The sequence below is a fragment of the Planococcus soli genome (assembly GCF_016881065.1).
Classification (GTDB): Bacteria; Bacillota; Bacilli; order Bacillales_A; family Planococcaceae; genus Planococcus; species Planococcus soli.
The window spans coordinates 64,376-84,658 of the sequence record NZ_WXYN01000011.1 but is presented as its reverse complement, the minus strand read 5'-3'; the positions used below and the strand labels follow the sequence as shown (position 1 = coordinate 84,658).

At 45.7% G+C, this 20,283-nt stretch carries 16 protein-coding genes; 3 read left to right on the top strand and 13 right to left on the bottom strand.

Features of this window, described 5'->3' with window-relative positions:
* Positions 1-11: 11 nt before the first annotated feature.
* The 5 genes from GJB59_RS04900 to GJB59_RS04880 form a co-directional block, all read right to left on the bottom strand.
* On the bottom strand, positions 12-455 hold the full coding sequence (locus tag GJB59_RS04900) for a potassium channel family protein (RefSeq protein ID WP_142828815.1): 444 nt from the start codon (positions 453-455) through the stop codon (positions 12-14).
* A gap of 114 nt (positions 456-569) precedes the next feature.
* Positions 570-1,742, bottom strand: coding sequence for a DUF4097 family beta strand repeat-containing protein (locus tag GJB59_RS04895; protein ID WP_142828812.1), 1,173 nt, complete (start codon positions 1,740-1,742; stop codon positions 570-572).
* Positions 1,743-1,842: 100 nt separating this feature from the next.
* Positions 1,843-4,725, bottom strand: coding sequence for an excinuclease ABC subunit UvrA (uvrA, locus tag GJB59_RS04890; RefSeq protein ID WP_142828810.1), 2,883 nt, complete (start codon positions 4,723-4,725; stop codon positions 1,843-1,845).
* A gap of 6 nt (positions 4,726-4,731) precedes the next feature.
* Positions 4,732-6,714: an excinuclease ABC subunit UvrB gene (gene uvrB / locus GJB59_RS04885; RefSeq protein WP_142828808.1), complete on the bottom strand. Its 1,983-nt coding sequence runs from the start codon at positions 6,712-6,714 to the stop codon at positions 4,732-4,734.
* Between the two features lie 244 nt (positions 6,715-6,958).
* On the bottom strand, positions 6,959-7,201 hold the full coding sequence (locus GJB59_RS04880) for an IDEAL domain-containing protein (protein ID WP_142828806.1): 243 nt from the start codon (positions 7,199-7,201) through the stop codon (positions 6,959-6,961).
* 177 nt (positions 7,202-7,378) lie between these two features.
* Here GJB59_RS04880 and GJB59_RS04875 point away from each other — a divergent pair, with 177 nt between their 5' ends.
* The gene (locus GJB59_RS04875) at positions 7,379-7,933 is read left to right on the top strand and encodes a competence protein ComK (RefSeq protein WP_142828804.1); all 555 of its coding nucleotides are present in this window, start codon (positions 7,379-7,381) and stop codon (positions 7,931-7,933) included.
* Between the two features lie 210 nt (positions 7,934-8,143).
* On the opposite strand, the gene GJB59_RS04870 is transcribed toward GJB59_RS04875, so the two are convergent.
* Complete coding sequence (locus GJB59_RS04870) at positions 8,144-9,760, bottom strand: ABC1 kinase family protein (protein ID WP_142828801.1); 1,617 nt, start codon at positions 9,758-9,760, stop codon at positions 8,144-8,146.
* 101 nt (positions 9,761-9,861) lie between these two features.
* Here GJB59_RS04870 and GJB59_RS04865 point away from each other — a divergent pair, with 101 nt between their 5' ends.
* On the top strand, positions 9,862-10,638 hold the full coding sequence (locus tag GJB59_RS04865) for an enoyl-CoA hydratase-related protein (protein WP_142828799.1): 777 nt from the start codon (positions 9,862-9,864) through the stop codon (positions 10,636-10,638).
* Positions 10,639-10,708: 70 nt separating this feature from the next.
* Here the strand turns inward: GJB59_RS04865 and GJB59_RS04860 are convergent, their stop codons facing one another.
* The 7 genes from GJB59_RS04860 to lplA form a co-directional block, all read right to left on the bottom strand.
* Positions 10,709-12,685: a S9 family peptidase gene (locus GJB59_RS04860; protein WP_142828797.1), complete on the bottom strand. Its 1,977-nt coding sequence runs from the start codon at positions 12,683-12,685 to the stop codon at positions 10,709-10,711.
* A gap of 183 nt (positions 12,686-12,868) precedes the next feature.
* Positions 12,869-14,422 carry a fatty acid--CoA ligase family protein gene (locus GJB59_RS04855; RefSeq protein WP_142828795.1) on the bottom strand — a complete coding sequence of 518 codons (1,554 nt, stop codon included), beginning with the start codon at positions 14,420-14,422 and terminating at the stop codon, positions 12,869-12,871.
* A 97-nt stretch (positions 14,423-14,519) separates the two neighbouring features.
* The gene (locus GJB59_RS04850) at positions 14,520-16,457 is read right to left on the bottom strand and encodes an ABC transporter permease (protein WP_142828793.1); all 1,938 of its coding nucleotides are present in this window, start codon (positions 16,455-16,457) and stop codon (positions 14,520-14,522) included.
* Complete coding sequence (locus GJB59_RS04845; protein ID WP_142828791.1) at positions 16,429-17,202, bottom strand: ABC transporter ATP-binding protein; 774 nt, start codon at positions 17,200-17,202, stop codon at positions 16,429-16,431. The genes GJB59_RS04850 and GJB59_RS04845 overlap by 29 nt, the downstream gene beginning before the upstream one ends.
* Positions 17,105-18,208, bottom strand: coding sequence for a sensor histidine kinase (locus GJB59_RS04840; protein WP_142828789.1), 1,104 nt, complete (start codon positions 18,206-18,208; stop codon positions 17,105-17,107). The genes GJB59_RS04845 and GJB59_RS04840 overlap by 98 nt, the downstream gene beginning before the upstream one ends.
* Positions 18,208-18,912, bottom strand: a complete 705-nt coding sequence (locus tag GJB59_RS04835) for a response regulator transcription factor (protein WP_142828787.1) — start codon at positions 18,910-18,912, stop codon at positions 18,208-18,210. The genes GJB59_RS04840 and GJB59_RS04835 overlap by 1 nt, the downstream gene beginning before the upstream one ends.
* Positions 18,913-18,984: 72 nt before the next feature.
* On the bottom strand, positions 18,985-19,977 hold the full coding sequence (gene lplA / locus GJB59_RS04830) for a lipoate--protein ligase (RefSeq protein ID WP_142828785.1): 993 nt from the start codon (positions 19,975-19,977) through the stop codon (positions 18,985-18,987).
* Between the two features lie 142 nt (positions 19,978-20,119).
* On the opposite strand from lplA, the gene yhfH reads away from it, so the two are divergent.
* Positions 20,120-20,245: a protein YhfH gene (gene yhfH, locus GJB59_RS04825; protein WP_142828783.1), complete on the top strand. Its 126-nt coding sequence runs from the start codon at positions 20,120-20,122 to the stop codon at positions 20,243-20,245.
* Positions 20,246-20,283: the final 38 nt, after the last annotated feature.

Sequence of the window (20,283 nt, the reverse complement as noted above, 5' to 3'; positions counted from 1 at the left end):
CCTTTTTCTTTTTATTCACTTTTTTTATCGCTTCGGTTTCCTTGTCCTTCTTTTTCCTGGCTTCCCATTTCATTAAATGCTTTCACAAAATAGGCTGATGGCAGAAGCAAGCCTAATGCCGCTTGAATGACAGCAAAAAAACGTGCAGAACCAACCGGGACCATATCTCCATAGCCGATGGATAACATCGTCACACCACTAAAGTACAAATAATCCCAGAAGCTATCCCCCGCCGCTCCTCCAGTTTCATCACTGATCCGGAGGATATCGGTATTCATAGAAAGCAAGTAATAAATGACTGCAAAACCGAAAGTGATTGCGGTCATGACGAGAAACAGTTTTGTAAATAATGAAGTATGGATGAAGCTTTCCTTCTGCTGTTGATTAGTGAAGAAGTAGTACAGATTCAACAGCATCAGAAGGATTGTGAGTCCGATTAAAATAGTAGCTAGCATGTCTCAAAACCTTTCCTTTATTTAAATGGTAAAAGAAAAATGAGAAAAATACCAATTATGTGAATTTCGTTAGAAAAGCCGACACAAAATGCATGTGCCGGCTCGGAGATTGCTTTATTCGATTGTTAAATAGCGAAGCAGGACAGAACCTGTTTTCGTTTCGCCATAGACCAATAATGGAGCTGCAGCTGGTTCAGTCCCCTGTTTTGAGAACCGGATCGATTTTTGCATGAATTGTCCTTGCTCATGCGTGCTGTCGATATCCGAAAGCAAGACATCCATTTTACCAAGATTTGATGAAACCTCACCTTTCAGCGGCAAATGCGCTGGGATGTAAATTTCAACATTTCCTGCCAACGTTTTCGCTTCCAGTTTCCGTGCTTCTTTGCATCTTGTTGTAGCGACAATATTGCCGTTCAATGACTTGGAAACGATTGTCTGAATATCGCCATCAATGTAAATGCGGCCATTCAAGGTTTCGGCTTCCAGTACTTTGCCTTTGGTTTCCTGAACGTGAATCGCACCATTGGCAGTTTCCAATTCTGCATCATCAAACTCCACATGCTTCAAATCGATTTTGCCGTTCGCCGTTTTCACTTTGATTAACGCAGCATCAATGCGCTTCATTGTGAATCCGCCATTAAACAAGCGGGCTGTAATGTGTTCATAGGAAGCTTCTGGCACATAAAGAATCACATTTACTTGAGTTGTTTTAAAGTCACTGATGATCCGCAGTTTGTGATCATCGGCAATAAAGACGAACTTATCAAGAAAATCTTCTTTTGCCTGTGCCGGGGATTCTGCCCGGTAAGCTTTAACGCTGCATTCTGCGCGCAGCAAGCCGTCTTGAGATGGAAAAATTTCCAATTGGCCATTGGCAATATCCGCAATGATAGTGTTTAAATCAGTCATTTCATCTGTAAAAGTATGACTGAATTGAACTGCTTCACCAAATGGCGAATCGAATTCTATCGTTTTCAGCTTGCCTACAGAAGATTGCATAAAGTCCATCATTCGGGTACCAAAGTCGTTAAAATCACGCGATACATTTTTTGAGACATTTTTCGATACATTCTTCGAGAAGTCTTTTGATACTTTTTTCACAATATCTTCAGGTCTGAAAAATCCGCGTTTTGCTGATTTGTCTTTCTGGCTGTTGCGGCCGTAATTCGGTTCATTCGAAGAAGAACTGTTGCCATCTATAGCACGCAGCAACTCAACCGCTTCCCGCGCTGAAATCGTGCCGTTCTCTACCATGTCTAAAATGCGTTCTTTTTCGCTTTGCATGTATTTTGGCCTCCTTTTTGCCTGAATGCCGATAAGCACAAGCTTACCGGAACAAACAGATCTGTCTTTCTAATTGTTACGTTTGCCAGCGACAAAAGTTTCATTTCACTGCTTTTTTCTTCCGGCTGGCTCCTTTGACGGTTGCTTCCATCCGCGCACGATCCCGCTCTAGAATCGGCTTCAAGTATTTGCCGGTATAGGAATTTTCAACAGCGGCAATTTCTTCTGGCGTACCTGTCGCCAAGATGGTGCCGCCTTTATCGCCGCCTTCAGGGCCTAGGTCAATAATATGGTCTGCCGTCTTTATGACATCCAGATTGTGTTCAATGGTCAATACCGTATCGCCATTTTCAACAAGCCGCTGCAAGACCGTCAGCAATCGGGAAATATCATGAGCATGAAGACCGGTCGTCGGCTCATCCAAAATGTAGAATGACTTGCCGTTTGAACGTTTATGAAGCTCAGATGCAAGCTTGACGCGCTGCGCTTCCCCTCCGGATAAAGTTGTAGCGGGCTGTCCCATGGTGATATATCCTAATCCCACATCTACAATGGTTTTCAGCTTCCGGTTAATCTTTGGAATGTTCTCGAAAAATGAATAGGCATCTTCCACGGTCATCGCCAGTACATCGGCAATGCTTTTATTTTTATATTTCACTTCCAAGGTTTCCCGGTTGTACCGTTTGCCATGACAAATTTCGCATGGAACGTAGACATCCGGAAGGAAATGCATTTCTATCTTTATAATACCATCTCCACGGCAAGCTTCACAGCGACCGCCCTTGACATTAAAGCTGAAACGGCCTTTTTTATAGCCGCGGACTTTTGCTTCGTTCGTAGTGGCGTAAACATCCCGAACATCGTCAAAAACACCGGTATAAGTTGCCGGGTTTGACCGCGGCGTCCGGCCGATCGGCGACTGGTCGATTTCAATGACTTTTTCCAACTCTTCAGTGCCTTCTATAGAATCAAAATGGCCAGGTTTCGCTTTGGCACGGTTTAATCGATGCGCAAGCGTTTTGTAGAGAATCTCATTTATGAGTGTACTTTTCCCGGATCCGGAAACGCCGGTTACCGCTGTAAACAAACCAAGCGGAATATCGACATCCACTTTTTTCAAGTTGTTTTGATTTGCGCCGCGGATTGAAATCTTCCGATCGCTTGGAGTTCTTCTCTCTGCAGGCAATGGAATAAATTTTTTGCCGCTCAAATATTGTCCGGTCAATGATTTTTTGTTTTTCATCACCTTATCGGGTGTCCCTGCCGCAATGATTTCCCCTCCATGAACGCCGGCTCCAGGTCCAACGTCAATCAGGTAATCGGCTGCCAGCATCGTATCTTCATCATGTTCGACAACGATTAGCGTATTGCCGATGTCACGCATGCTTTTCAAGGTCTCAATCAACCGGTCATTGTCGCGTTGATGCAGGCCGATCGAAGGTTCATCGAGAATATACAAAACGCCAGTCAGTCTAGAACCGATTTGAGTCGCCAAACGGATGCGCTGTGCTTCTCCTCCCGACAGCGTTCCTGATGCTCGGTTTAAGGTCAGGTAATCCAAACCGACATTGATCAGGAAACCGACACGTTCCTGAATTTCACGCAGGATCAATTTGGCAATTTGCATATCTTTTTCAGACAGCACCAGTTGATCGAAAAACTGATTGGCTTCGATAATAGAGAATTCAGCCACAGTACCGATATGCAGACCATTGACTTTAACAGCCAGCGTTTCGGGTTTCAAGCGATAGCCTTCACAAACCGTACACGGCTGCTCGCCCATGTATTTTTCCATCTGTTCGCGGATATAATCAGATGATGTTTCACGGTAGCGGCGGTCCACATTGGAGAGCACCCCTTCAAATTGAATGTGGTTGTCGCGAATCTGTCCATAATCGTTTTCATAGCGGAAACGGATTTTGTCACTTCCAGAGCCGCGCAGGATGACATTGATGTGCTCTTCCGGCAAATCACTGACAGGGACGTCCATATCGATTTTGTAATGCTTGCAGATCGCTTTTAATAATTGCGGATAGTATTGTGAACTAGTCGGCTGCCAAGGGACAATGGCTCCTTTATTAAGTGACACACTCCAGTCTGGAATCACCAGGTCAGGATCGACTTCGAGTTTCATTCCCAAGCCGTCGCATTCCGGGCACGCCCCGAATGGCGAGTTGAACGAGAACATTCTCGGCTCTAATTCTCCGATGGAAAATCCGCAGATCGGACATGCGTGGTGTTCACTGAACAGCAATTCCTCCTGCTCCATTACATCAACCAATACCCGTCCATCTGCTAGCCGTAGAGCCGATTCCAGTGAGTCGCTCAAACGCGGTGCAATGCCTTCTTTAATAATGATTCGGTCAATGACCACTTCGATATTGTGCTTTTTGTTTTTATCCAATGTAATATTATCATCCAGATCAATCAGTTCCCCGTTGACACGGACACGCACATAACCCTGCTTTCTAATATCTTCAAGCAATTTGACGTGGGTGCCTTTGCGCCCTGAGACAATCGGTGCCAAAATTTGCATCTTGGTGCGTTCCGGATATTCCACAATGCGGTCAACCATCTGTTCAATTGTCTGCGATGAAATTTCAATCCCATGATTCGGGCAGATTGGCTTGCCGATTCGGGCAAACATCAAGCGCATATAGTCATAGATTTCCGTGACCGTCGCTACTGTGGACCGCGGATTTTTACTGGTGGTTTTCTGGTCAATTGAAATGGCCGGTGACAGGCCTTCGATCAAATCGACATCCGGCTTGTCCATCTGCCCCAAAAATTGGCGGGCGTATGCAGACAACGATTCTACATATCTCCGCTGTCCTTCTGCATAAATCGTATCAAATGCCAGAGAGGATTTGCCGGACCCTGACAGTCCGGTCATCACAACAAGCTTGTCACGCGGAATGACAACATCAATATTTTTTAAATTATGCGCGCGCGCGCCTTGTATGCGTATTTCCTGTTTTTTCACTTTCCATCATCCTTCCGCTTTCAATTCAAGCACTGTATCACGCAGTTCTGCAGCCCGTTCGAAATCGAGCGCTTTTGCCGCATCTTTCATTTCTGTTTCCAGTAAACTGATCAGTTTCAGGCGGTCTTCTTTTTTGAGCTTTTTGCCTGATACCGCTTTTGAAATATATTCCTCTGACTCTTCCGCAGCAGCAGTCGCACGGATAACGTCACGGATTTTCTTCTGTATCGTAATTGGCGTTACGCCATGTTTTTCATTGTAATCGGCCTGGATTGTGCGGCGGCGGGTTGTTTCGTCCATCGCTTTCTGCATCGAATCGGTTATTCGGTCCGCATACATGATAACGTGGCCGTTTGAGTTTCTTGCTGCACGGCCCATCGTTTGGATCAAGGCGCGTTCTGAACGCAAGAATCCTTCTTTGTCGGCATCCAGAATGGTCACCAAAGAAACTTCCGGAATATCCAATCCTTCACGCAGCAAGTTGATGCCGACTAATACATCATAGACGCCCATCCGCAGCTCGCGGATAATTTCAATCCGTTCCAGCGTCTTGATTTCGGAATGGAGGTAATTGACCTTGATGCCGGCATCTTTCAGATAAGCCGTTAAATCTTCCGACATTTTTTTCGTCAATGTGGTTACCAATACACGCTCGTTGTTCTCGGCACGCTGGCGAATTTCATACATCAAGTCATCAATTTGGCCTTCGATCGGACGAATTTCAATGGTTGGGTCAAGCAGCCCAGTCGGCCGGATGATCTGTTCGACCATCTCCGGGGTGTGTTCCAATTCATAAGGTCCCGGAGTAGCCGAAACAAATACTGCCTGGCTGATATGATCTTCAAATTCATCAAAAGTCAGCGGCCGGTTATCCATCGCTGATGGCAGACGGAAACCATGGTCGACCAGCACTTTTTTGCGAGCCTGGTCACCATTAAACATGCCGCGCACCTGCGGCAACGTCACGTGGCTTTCATCCACCACCAGAAGAAAGTCCTCCGGAAAATAATCAATCAATGTATAGGGCTGGGCACCTGCTGGACGCAGCGTCAAATGCCGTGAATAGTTTTCGATACCGGAACAAAAACCCATTTCCCTCATCATTTCCAAATCATAGCGCGTCCGTTGTTCAAGCCGCTGCGCTTCCAGCAATTTGTCTTCGGCGCGCATTTCTTTCAAACGCTCTTCCAATTCTGCTTCGATGTTTTCAATCGCTTTGACCATCTTATCTTCGCGCGTAACAAAGTGGGATGCCGGGAAGATGGCGACATGATCGCGTTCACCGATAATCTCACCTGTCAGTGCATCGACTTCCCGGATCCGGTCAATTTCATCGCCAAAAAATTCTACTCGGAGACATCTTTCATCGCGTGACGCTGGAAAGATTTCAACGACGTCCCCGCGTACACGGAATGTTCCGCGGATAAAATTGATATCGTTGCGTTCGTATTGGACATCCACTAATTTCCGCAGCAGCTGGTTGCGTTCAATTTCCATGCCTTTGCGAAGGGAAACGACCAATTCGCGGTATTCTTTTGGTGAACCAAGTCCGTAAATGCAAGAAACGGAAGCAATAACGATCACGTCGTCCCGCTCGAATAATGAACTCGTAGCAGAGTGGCGCAGCTTGTCGATCTCATCATTGATGCTGGCATCTTTTTCAATAAACGTATCCGATTGCGGCACATATGCCTCCGGCTGATAATAATCATAATAACTGACAAAATACTCAACAGCGTTATCAGGGAAGAATTCCTTGAATTCACTGTAGAGCTGTCCTGCCAGTGTTTTATTGTGGGCCATGACGAGTGTCGGCTTCTTCACCTGCTGGATGACATTCGACATGGTATAGGTTTTCCCTGTACCTGTGGCTCCCAGCAAGGTCTGGCAGCGCTTGCCATTGATGATGCCTTGTGTCAGTTCCGTAATGGCTTGGGGCTGATCGCCTGCTGGTTCGTATGGTGCTTGAAGATTAAATTCCTGTTTCATGATATGACGTCCTCCCGTTCTTTCAATACCTCTACTTTACCATATGCCCTAAAAAACCACTAACAAAAAGCGAACGTATGTTTTTTTGTGCGGCCTGCTAAAAAATAGTGAGCAATAATGGGTTTTAATCCTGGAAGTGCTTTTCCCTAAACAGAAGTTTTGTGGTTCTCAAAAATTGCAAAACAAAAAGGGAAGCCGGATCCATCCGGCTTCCCTTTTTTCAAGACTCTTTTCAAGCAGCCATTTATTCAGCTTCTTCATGCTTTAAACTTTGTAATTGAGCGGCATATGTGATGAACGCTTTTTGATCATGACTATCCAGGGCTTCATCGATAAGAGTCAACAGCTGTGCTTCCTGTTGGGAACGGTGTACATGCTTTAAGAACAGATCCAAGTAGATGTCATTCAGCAGTTTTTCCGCTTCTGTGATTTTTTTTGTTTGAGCCATCGCTTTCATGAAATCAGCATAAGAATAATAGTTTTCCATTCTTCTTCACCCCGAATGCTTTTCATTAGTATACATTAGACAAAGAGGATAAATCAAGATTTATTTGAAAATTCCGATGAAATAGAAAAAATTTTATTTTCAATCTAATGCGCATTGCGAAATTTCCATTTTTTATTATAATAAGGTATGTAAAGTAAATTTAGGGGGTTAATCTTCATGAGCAAAAAGAACCATAGACCACATTCGTATACGATCTGCGCAAATACTTATGCCCTTTTACCCTATTCGGATGGCCATCGCACCTGGATGCGTGTGATTGAAGACCGCAGTGAATTTATCGTTGAAGAAGCGGTTTATAAAACAGTGACAACTTCTTGCCGATTCTATCGCGCTTCGCTGGAAAGTGCCACACTCTATGCCCAAAAAGCTGTCGGCGTAAAACACAAGCCCCCTGTCATCATAGGCGAGTATTACGGCAATCCACTCATTTTCTTCCCGACACACTCTCCAAAAAACAAAGAATGCGTTTGGTTTAATTACGATGCCATCGATTTGATCGAAAGCGACAGCAGCGGCAAAGGCAGCATTATATACTTAAGCAACAGCGAGACGGTTTATTTGGATGTGTCTCCCATCGCTTTACGGAATCAGCATTCTTTTGCCGGTTCGCTGCGCCGTTACTTCAAAAAGGCGCAGCGTGTTCATCACCATCCTATGGCTTATGTGACAAAACGGACCTTCCCTCCGCGCAAACAGCAGCCGCTCGAATAAATTCTGCTTTTCAATATGCAAAATGTTCCCTGTAAAGGCCACATCCCCATTGCCGCGCAGCATTTTCCATATGGAGCCACTGCATATGGACCTCTGTTCCTTACTGCAAAAGCTTTCTATCTTCACCCATCCGTTTCTACTATATGAATAAAGAGCTGTCGCCGAAGTCATAGCAATGACTTTGGCGACAGCTCTTTATTTTTTCCTTGCTTATTTAATGGAGCGGTAAGCCCATAGGGAACCGACGAAAAATACCGAGGAAACCCATAAGTACGGTTCGTTCCAGAACCAAACAGAAACAGAAATTCCGGTAAATGAAATGATGGTGAAAATCCCGGCAAACATCCGGGATTGCAAATCACGCCGATACTCCCGTTCCCGGCCATCCCGATTTTCGAGGTAATGACGGAGACGTTCCGGTTCCTCCAGGTAGTTGATGACTTTTTGTGGAAATACACGCAATGGCCCCGTCGCGTTCAGTGCCCAGCGCAGGACATCCTCTTTTCCAAAGATGCCTTTGCCTTCTTTCTGTGAAGAAGCCCATTCCAATATTCTTGGTCTGGCAAGCGCCAGCAAGTCCACATTGGGATCCAATACATGCAGGACGCCGACAAAAATGGAAGCAGCCCGTCCAAAAAAGGCAAACTCTGCAGGCAGTTGAACCGGTTGTGTCCGGACGATTTCCTGCATGTCCTGTAATAGGCGCTCAACGACAAAACTGTCCATTTGCGAAAGTTCGTTCGATTCGTAAGCGGTGATAAGACGGGAAATGGCATCTCCTAATACTGCACGATCGGCCTGCGGCAATAAGAACCGGAGGTCTTCGAGTGAATCAAGCACTTGATCGTAGTTCTTGAAGATGACGCCTTCCGCTGCCCTTAATACCGCTTGGGAATCCTTCTTGCTGATATTGCCAATCATACCGAAATCGATCAGGACGATTCCGCCGTCCGGTTCCAGCAGGATGTTGCCTCCATGAGGATCTGCGTGGAATTGCCCACCGTACAAAACCTGCTCCAGGAATAAAATAAACAGCCGCTCTGAAATTTCATGGCGGTCCAGTTCATTTTTTTCGATGAATGCCAAGTCTGTGATGCGCGCCCCTTCGATCCATTCCATGACCAATACACGCCGCGTCGTAAATTCATCAAAATACAGCGGAATGCGCACACCTTCCATAGCGTCAAAGCGATCGGCAAAAGAACGGCCATTCTGAAGCTCTTTCAAAAAATTCAATTCCGCACCAATCGTCTCTGTCATTTCCGCATATAATAATTTAAAATCAATTTGTTTGGCATACGGAGTGAACTTTTCAGCCATCCAGATGACGATGCGGATTGCTTTGAAATCCGCGCGCAAAATACGGTCTGTTCCTGGCCGCTGTACTTTGACGGCCACTTCCATGCCGTTTTTCAATACGCCTTTATATACTTCACCAATAGAAGCTGATGCAACTGCCGAATCCGACAATTGCTCCAGGTAATTCGTATGCGGTGTATTCCATTCCTGCTCCAGCACCGAGACGATGCTCTTTCTTGGAACGGATGGTACCCGGTCAGTCAACCCTTCCAATTCTGCAAGAAATGAAGGCGGCATGATGTCTGCCCGTGTTGACAAGAACTGGCCCAATTTAATCATAAGTCCGCCCAGCTTCAATGCCAGGTTCTTATATTCTTTAGCTTGCTTTGTTATCATCTCGTTCCATCTTTTTTCAACGAGCGGGTTCCAATTTCCACGATTTCTCTTCTGGAAGAACGTCACTTGCAAAAAGATTTTGACTGCCAGCCAGACAATCCGGAAGATGCGGATAAACGTAATTTGATTCATAAGTGCAGTCCCTCCCATGGATTTCATTATAGAGTCTGATAGCGAAATAGTCCAAAAAGTGGTATGTTTTTAACGGATGGAACGACACAAGGGGGATGAAAATGGACACAATTCATTACGAACAACGAAACAATTTAGCTTTTATTACCTTAAACCGGCCAGAAGCAATGAATGCCTTCAACTACGACATGCTCCTCGAACTGGGCCAGGTCGTGGAAGCGATCCGCATCAATCCCGATATTCGGGTTGTGGTGTTTACAGGGGCAGGCGAAAAAGCATTCAGCGTTGGAGCGGACTTGAAAGAACGCAAGAATTTGACGGAACAGCACGTCAAACGCAATATTTTCAAAATCGGCGAAGTATTTTCCACCATTGAAAGCTTGCCGCAGCCGACCATCGCTATGATGAACGGATTTGCATTCGGCGGCGGCATGGAGCTCGCGCTGGCATGTGATTTCCGTATTGTCGCTGATGACACCTTGCTTGGCCTCACTGAAACTAGCCTGGGCATCATTCCAGGAGCTGGCGGCACACAGCGTTTGCCGCGCTTGATCGGAGAATCCAAAGCATTGGAATTGATATTGACTGCCCGACGCCTGAAGTCTGCGGAAGCACTGGATTATGGGTTGGTGACACGTGTTGCAGCGCGTGAACAGCTGGCAGAAGTAACCGGTGCTTTTGCCGATGCGATTTTGGCAAATGGCCCCATTGCCCTTCAACAGGCAAAGTTCGCTGTTAAGAATGGCATGAACACGGATTTGCAGACTGGCCTCCAAATCGAACGCAAGGCTTACGAAATCACCATCCCGACAGAAGACCGGATGGAAGCACTTGCCGCTTTCGGCGAAAAGCGCAAACCTGTGTTTAAAGGAAGATAAGGAAGAACGAATCTTATGTTTTCTCAAACTAAAAACGGAGCGGCTTTTATGAGCCGCTCCGTTTTACTACTTACAAATATTTTTCCATCCAACCCGTAATCTGCTCGAGACGTGCGAAGCGAAGATTCGGTTTGCCGGTTCGCGATAAATTGTGGTCAGCTTCCGGGAAACGGACAAATTCCGTTTCTTTGCCCATGCTCTTCAATGTTACATACAATTGTTCCGACTGTTCGATCGGACAGCGGTAATCATTTTCTGAATGAAGGATCAGCAACGGAGTTTCTACATTCTTGGCGTACTTCAATGGCGAATGCTCCCATAGTTTGTCGACATCCGTCATATCTGCACCAATCTGCCAGTCACTGAAATAATAGCCGATGTCCGAAACGCCGAAGAACGACACCCAGTTGGAGATGGAGCGCTGGGTCACCGCCGCTTTGAAACGGTTTGAATGACCGACAATCCAGTTGGTCATGAAACCGCCATAGCTTCCGCCGGTAACACCTAAACGGTCAGCATCAATCCAGTCGTTCGATTCCACCGTATCGGTGACCGAATTCATGATGTCTTCGTAATCGCCCCCGCCATAATCGCCGCGCACTGCGTCGACAAACTCCTGGCTATAGCCATGGCTGCCGCGCGGGTTAACATACAGAACGCCAAAGCCGCGTGCTGCCAGCAATTGCATTTCATGGACAAAGGTATTGGCATACATAGCATGCGGTCCGCCATGAATATTGACAACCAACGGGTATTTCTGGCCGTCCTTATAGCCATACGGCTTCATCAGCCAGCCATGGACTGGCCAATCTTTTGATCCTTTTGCAACGATTGGCTGTGCTTCAGTCAACTCTGTGTTTTCCAGGAATTCCTGGTTGAAACCAGTTAATGCCTCACGTTCACCCGCCGCAATCGTCAAACGGTACAATTCACCTGGATTGACTGGATTGCTGATAGCTGCAATCGCAAATTCGCCATCTTTCGAAACATCATAGCCGTAAACATGTTCCATATCAGGAGAAGCTGGAAAAATCATGCCATCAAGTGAAGCGAAATACAGGCGTACATCTCCCATCGTCGAGACTTGGAAATACAAATGATCCTCTTTCGTCCACACAACACCCGGTGCAGCCGCCCCCTGCTGGTGATCGGCCACCACATAATCACCGACAGGCACATCCAACCCTTCGGTTAGACAGATGCGGGTTTGGCCGTTTAAATCCGCTACATAAATTTCTGTATGTGTCGCATTTTCATACTGTCGCATGCTTCCTACAAAAGCGACCTTTGAATCGTCGAATGAAAAAGCCACGCCACCGAAATAACCTTCTTCTTCGATCAGTACCGATTCCTTTTTAGTCTCCAGATTATAAATATAAAGAGGCTGCCGGAAGACAAAATCCAGATTCTCCTCACGAGTTACACCATAAATCAGTTTTTTGCCATCATGCGAGACAGCTTCGAGGCCGTAATGGTAGCTTCCTTCCGTCAGCTGCTCTACTTTCTTTGAGTCGATATGCACCGATCCAATATGGCGATGAAAGTCTTTGGGCAATAAGCCCATGCCGTCCATCTTGTATTTCATTTTGTCGACATGATACGGTTCAGGCTGTTTCTTTTCTTCTTTTTCTTCCTTAGCCGTGAACGTTTTCCCTTCTTTCGCCAATGCAGTAAACCAAATTTTAGTGCCGCACGGCGACCACTCAAATCCATTGACCCCTTTTTCGAAATCTGTCAGCGACCGTGCTTCCCCGCCAGCAGCCGACATCACGAACAACTGATTTTTTTCGTCCCGATCCGATAAAAAAGCCACAGCCGTACCATCAGCTGACCACCGTGGTGAACTCACCCGTTCCTTGCCATGTGTCCACTGCGCCCGCTGTCCGGTTATCAGGTCAATATGGTATAGATGGGATCTATATGTATTTTCTTCTTCATCAATTTTTGTATGGACAAACACCGCTCTTTTTCCATCTGGTGAAATCTGTGGGTCTGTTACTGAAACCAATTGGGTTAAATCCTTAATTTCCACTGCTTTTTTCGCCATTCTATTTCCTCCTCGAATCTAACTATTTCGAAATTCGTAATACTACCCCTTAACTATAATCAAAAATGTCAGTTTTTTCAATCAAATTCTAATCAAGGCATCAATGATGGAAAAAGAGCTGACCTTTTGACCTTTAAACAGCAAAAGGCTCCGGGTTTTATGCCGGAGCTACTCTTAACCAATTTATTTTTGCATCGCCTGATCTTTTAGCGAGCGGCGTAGAATTTTACCAGTTGTATTTTTCGGCAATTCTTCCAACACTTCAAATTGTCTTGGAACTTTGTATTTCGCTAAATGCTCTGCGCAATACACTTTCAGTTCTTCCACCGAGACAGCGGGATCCTTCAGCACGACATAGGCGTTTACCGCTTCGCCAAAATCCGGATCCGGCAAGCCGACAACTGCTGCTTCCAAAACGGCTGGATGTGCAAACAGCACTTCTTCGACTTCGCGCGGATAGACGTTATAGCCCCCTACAATGATCATGTCTTTCTTACGGTCTACGATATAGAAATAGCCTTCTTCATCAACACGGGCCAAGTCCCCTGTGTACAGCCATCCATCGCGAATTGCTGAAGCAGTTTCTTCAGGCATTTTATAATAACCCTTCATGACGTTCTGTCCGCGGACGATCAACTCTCCGACTTCATTCGCAGCCACTTCTTCACCCAGCTCATTGACGACTTTATTTTCCACATTGATAATGGAAGTTCCGATCGAACCGGCTTTCCGCTCGCGGTCAATCGGGTTAAAGCAAGTAACTGGCGAAGCTTCAGACAACCCATAGCCTTCTGAAATACGGACATTGAATTTGTCTTCAAAGCTATGAAGTAAAGCCACCGGCATCGCAGAACCACCAGAAACCGCCAAACGCACAGAAGCGAAATCAGCAGGGTCGACATCCGGCAATTGGTTCATGAAGTTGAACATGGTCGGTACTCCGGCAAAAACGCTCGCTTTGGACGTCTTGATCGCTTCGAATACCTCTTTCGGATTAAAGCGCGGCACCAAGACAATCGTTGCGCCTTGCAAAAGAGGTGCATTTACGACTACCGTCAGTGCGAATACATGAAATACTGGCAGTGTTGCCACCACTCGGTCATTTTCACCGATTTGGAGGTATTCACCGACATCACGCGCGTTCGAGTATAAGTTTTGATGCGTCAGCATGGCTCCTTTTGGTTTTCCAGTCGTACCAGATGTATACAAAATAACTGCATTATCGTCTGCTTGGACTTCCGCAAATCCAGCATGCGGCATTGATTTGCCTAACAGTCCTGTAAACGAATGGACTTTTCCTTTCACTTCTTCAGAGAGTTGCCCCATTTTCTCTGGAGTCGACGGATCTATCTCGCAAATGATATAAGATTCAACAGCCGGCAGCGCCTTATGCGCTCCTTCCACAAGCGGCAAAAGCATATCAAGCGCTACAACTACTTTGGCATCGCTGTTATTAACGATGTAAGCGATTTCATCCGGGCTGTAAATAGGATTGATTGGCACTGCTGTAGCGCCCAAACGCATCGTGGCGTATAAAGAAATTAAAAAATGTGGTGTGTTGCCTAAAAGAAATGCGACATGGTCCCCTTTTTCCACGCCTAACCCTCGCAAAGCACCAGCAAAAACAGCAACAGACTGATCGAATTCACCGTAGCTCGTATCTTTCCCCATAAAGCTGTAAGCGACTCTGGCAGAATCCTGCTCAGCAATTTCATGAACGCATGACATTAAATTCATTTCCATCCCTCTTCCATATTGAATGAATACTCATTCATATTTTAATCTATTTTTATTATAAAATAAATCTTCAGACAATACAACAGGCACCGTAAATTTACGGTGCCTGTAGATGGGCGACATAGCGCCAACGGATCAAGAAAAAGTATAAAATTTGAGCAACGGTAAAGCCGCCCAGTACCAATGCCATTTCTCCGAGAATCGAAAGCTCGGCAAATTCCTCCCATACCACTTGCAGCGAAATAAAAGCAAATGCGCTGTGCAGCAAAGCTAGGATCCATGGCAAAAAGAATTGGGGTACCAGTTGCCGGTTGACGATTTTGCCCAGTTCCTTATCCGTCATGCCCAAGCGAACCAATAGTTTATATTGTTTCCGGTCCCGTTCAAGGCCAGTATACAATTTGAAATAAATAAAGCTGCCGGCTGCTAAGAGAAAGACAGCAGCTACCATAACGCCGATAAACAGCAGCAAGGCAAACGATGATTTGAACCAGCGGTAATCATCGCCCGGATTTTCAAAGAAAAAGTTTACTCCACTGAAATCTGCGGTTTCCACCGCTTCGCTCACTGTATTCGTAAGCTGATTGCCGATATTTATCGTTTCTGTCCAATTTAGCACATCAAAGGCATAATAAGTAAAATCCGATGTGCCTGTTTCATATCCTAACAGCGGCTGATCGATTGCTTCATAATCGGCGTCGCTGACCACAATCGTATTGACATTTAAAGTATGGATGGGAAAGACGACATGCGGGTAAGTCGATCGAATCGACAGAGACACGTCACTCTCAAACAACACGGTGTCGACGCTTGTACTCTCCAGCTCTTTTAAAGCATCTAATGAAAAAGGGACAAACATCCCCTCGCCGTCCTGCAATTGTGCCGGATCAAAATCAAGCGCGCCTGCTAGGCGATTAAACTCGGACAGCGATAAGATGTCCACATCGTTACCGGTAGCACCTGACGTTTGGCGCTTTACCGTCAGCTCGACCAGGTCATAGGATAATTGTTCACTTTCCAACTGGCTTGTCAGGCGCTCGATATGCTCTGCTTCCTGTTCGTTGCCATTAAAAGAAATATAGACGAGGCCAAGCGGGTTGGATTCGCGGAAATCACCTGTGTAGGACATGAAAGACGCCAACGTTCCCACCGTCAAAAAAGCAACTGTCGATACGATTGTGACAATGAAGAACATTTGGGCACTGTCTTTCAGTTTGACCGAAGCTTCTGCCAGCGAAACTAAACGCGTTTTTTCCCAATAGACATTCTTTTTGCGTTTATACAGCCGCAGCAAAGAATGAATCGTATGGGTGAAAAATAAATACGTGCCGAATGTGGCAAGCGGCGGAACGATAAAAATCATCTGGTAGACGGTCCGGTCAGAAACGTTCGCAGCGAATGTATAAGCGACGGCCAAAAAGACAATTCCCATAATCGACAACACCGTCGACGATTTTGTTTCTTCTTCCACTTTCCAAAAGCCTTGCAGCAAATCGACAATCCGCTTTGTGCGGATAAATCCGACACTGATGAACGAAATAATGACAAACAGGCTGGCAAACGCTGCAATGGTCAGCAGGAACGGTTCCCACGACACATACAGCGGCAAAGACTCCAGCTCCATGATTTCCCGGCCGATCATAAAAAAGAATTTCGAAAAAGCAAAACCGAACGCAATGCCTGTCGCAGTAGAAACCGTACCAATGATGAGCATTTCAAAAAAGATTAGTTTGTTCAGTTGCTTTTTCGTCATTCCTAAATGCATCAGTACACCGAATTCCTTTGAACGTGCCTGCAAAAAAGCGCTCATTGAATAAAACAGGAAAAACAACGTGAAAATATAGAGGACCACTTCCGCGATCAGCATTCCGCGTATGGCAAGCAGCCGAAGACCTTCTTCCTCGAACGCCGGATGAAAAATGAACATCGAGTAGACAAAAAATACCATGACTGAAAAAACACTGGCTAAAAAGAACGCCGCGTAATTTCTTCGGTTGCGGACAACATTATGGTAAGCGAGTTGCCGAAAGGTCATTCACGGATCCTCCTAGCAACGACAGGACATTCAAAATCCGCTGATAAAATGTTTGACGCCGTTCATCTCCATAAATTTCATTGAAAAATTCACCATCTTTAATGAATAGGACACGGTCGCAATAGCTCGCAGCAATTGGATCGTGCGTTACCATAATAATCGTTGTTTCGTTGTCCTTGGCCGCATTCGATAAAATTTCCAGCACGTCGCGCGACGATTTAGAGTCCAGATTCCCTGTCGGCTCATCTGCAAGAATGAGTGCGGGCTGGTGGATAAGTGCCCGGCCAATTGCCGTTCGCTGGGCTTCTCCTCCGGAAATTTCATTCGGCTTTTTATGAAGGATTGAAGTCAGCCCGAGGCGTTTGGCAACTAGCAGTACCCGCCGTGCCATTTCATCAATCGGTACATAATCAAGCGTCAATGGCAGCACCAGGTTTTCTTCCACTGTCAGCATCTGCAATAAATTAAAGTCCTGAAAAACAAACCCCAATTCCCTTCTGCGAAACAGCGCCAGCTCATTTTTATCCAAGAGATGCGGATTGGTGCCATCGATTAAAATTTCTCCGGAAGTCAGTGAGTCAATTGTGGAAATCAAATTCAACAGCGTTGTTTTGCCGCTGCCTGAAGGTCCCATCACTGCCAAAAACTCACCTTTTTCCACTGTGAAGCTCAGCTGGTTGACTGCTCGGCGGGTCACTTTCCCCTCGTATACTTTTGTCACTTCGTCGATTTTCACTACTGTCATCATTTTCCTCCTGTGTTGCAAGATCTTGGTTGAAGAACAGCACAGAGACGGTTGTCCCTTCTCCTTGAACGGAAGAAATCGATAGTTCATGGCCCAGTTTTCGGCAAACTTCTTTTGCCAAGAACAAACCCATTCCTGTAGACTCTCCCGTTTTCCGTCCATTTTCTCCAGTGAAAAATGCCTTGGTAACACGCGGCAGATCAGACGAAGGAATGCCGATCCCTTCGTCCCGAATTGTGAGAAGCGTGTTGCCATTTGAGCATTCAGCGGAAATCATCACTTTTTTATTCGGTTCGAACGTATATTTGACCGCATTTGTCAAAAATTGACCGATGATAAACTTCATCCATTTTTGATCGGTTGCGACAATATGGTCTTCACCAATCGAAATTTCCGGGTAAACACGTTTTGATATGAACAACCGCTTGTTCTCTGTGGCCACTTCGCTCACCAAAGAACGCAAACCAACTTGTTCAATCTGCATATCTTGCTCAAACGTATCTAAACGGGCATTCATCAAAACCGTATCCAATCCTGCTTTCAAGCGGTCCATTTCTTCGCGGACACTATTCTTATCAAGTTCCTGCTCTTCCTGAAGCAGCAGATGCATAACGGATAAAGGCGTTTTCATCTGATGCACCCATTGGTTCATAAACTGCAGATGACGGTTTTGGGTGGCGTATAAGGATTGCACTTCGTGCTGGTACAAACGGTACAATTTCTGCAGGTAAATTTCGTTCTGAATCTGTTCAGGTGATTTCCCTTCACGCTGAAGTACGTGTTCCATGCTTTGCGGCGTTGCCAAAATCCGCTGGTAATACTGATAGCGTTTGACAAACCGGGCTGTCAGGAACGTGATAACCAATACCGTGCTAATGACAAACGAATAGATGGCCGTATCCAGATTACGGAAGCCATCCAGCCAGTACAGCAGCATGATGAACGCCACCAGCACAATCTGAAAGACGATGAAGGCCGCATGCTCTCTAAGGAATAATCGCAGCATTATGCTTCCTCCTCATGGAGCAGCAGCCGGTATCCAGCCCCTCTGACCGTTTCGATGGCAGACAGCACGCCGTAGTCGGAGAGTTTTTTCCGGACGCGCGTCATATTGACATTCAATGTGTTTTCATCGACAAAGGCCTGGTCATCCCATAGTTCCTCCAACAGCTGCTCGCGAGACACCACTTTAGGATAGCTCGTTAGCAGCAGTTCGAGAATCGTGCATTCTTTTTTCTGCAACGGAATAGCTTCCGATTTTACGTGGAGCTCCATGCGTTCCATGTACAGCACAATGCGCCCCGCTTTAATGGAGCGCTCTTCCTGCTTCGGCGCATATTCGCCGTAAGCCCTGCGCAAATGGCTTCTTATTTTTGCAAGGACGATTTCATAATGGAAAGGTTTCGTAATAAAATCATCTCCGCCGTTTTCGAGTGCGAAGACTTGATCCATCTCCCCTGAACGGGCTGAAATGAATAATATCGGGCAAGTGGTTTGCTGCCTGAGCTGGCGGCACCAGTAATAGCCGTCATAAGAAGGCAAATTAATATCGAGTAAAATCAAATGGGGATCAAAAGCTTCGAATTCTTCGATGATTTGATCAAAATCTTTTGCGGTCTCTACTTCGTAATGGTACTTTCGTAAGGTTTCTGCCAATAACTCCGCAATTTTCAAATCATCTTCTACAATGAAGATCCGTTGAACAGCCACATTGATTCCCCCTTTCCTTTTTCTTTCCATTTTAACAAAAGAGCCTGCATAAAAGCAGGCTCCCGGACATTCTTAGTAAATTAATTTCAAAAACTCTTCCGTTGTGATGCCGCCAAGAAGTTTCGGAATATCGATTCCTTCAATCGCCATGTCCAAAGAAGCACGCTCATATTTCGAACCGATGATTGCCTGTTCGATTTCAGATACATCGCCTACTCCAAAAAAGTCGCCGTAAATATTGGCGTCCTGCACGATGCCCTTCTCTACCTGAAGACGGACATCAATACCGCCAACCGGGAAGCGGTGCGAATGCTTGATGTTGAACTTTGGCGACTTGCCGTAATTCCAATCCCAATTGCCGTAGCGCTCTTTCGACAACTCATGAATGTTCTTCCAGTCTTCGTCTGTCAGTTCATAGTAGCGGACATTTTCTTCACCTTCAAAAATTGAATGCAAAACAGCGTTGCGGAATTCTTCCACAGTCATCGGCTCTTTCAGAAACTCAGAAATATTCGCCACACGGCTGCGAATCGATTTGATGCCTTTCGACTCGATTTTCTCTTTGCTGACTTTCAGTGCAGAGACCACTGCGTCCACTTGTGTATCAAACATCAACGTCCCGTGGCTGAACATGCGCCCTCTCGTTGAAAATTGCGCATTGCCCGAAACTTTTCGGCCTTCTGCCATCAAATCATTGCGCCCGGACAGCTCTGCATTGACGCCAAGGCTCTGAAGGGCTTTTACTACAGGCTCCGTGAATTTTCGGAAATTGCGGAAGCTGTTGCCGTCGTCCACTGTGATAAAACTGTAATTCAAATTCCCAAGATCATGGTAAACCGCTCCGCCGCCGGACAAACGGCGCACGACATGAATGCCGTTTGAATCCACATAATCCGTATTGATTTCTTCTGACGTGTTTTGGTTCTTGCCGATGATGATGGAAGGTTCATTGATATAGAACAGAAGGAATGGATCCTTTTCAACGTTCATCGACTTCAATAAATATTCTTCGATTGCCAGGTTAATCCGTGGATCTGTAATGCCTTTATTGTCTACGAAATACATAATCTCTCTCCTTTTGGCTGCGTTCCTGTTTCTAGTTTAACGGATTATTTAAATAAATTCATTGTTTAGGGTTGACGAATCCAAACTGTTATAATACACTGTTTTAAACACCAACAGTACTATAACAAAGGAGATGGAAGTTATGATTGAAAACGTAGTCGAATTTTTCAAGAACTTGCCCCCGAAACAGTGCGCATCTTGTGGAGAAAAGATCGAAGAGCAGCATGAATGTTATGGTACTAAATGTGATTCCTGCAACGAATTATAAAATCAACTAAAAATACTTTTAAAAATGAGGCAACGCTA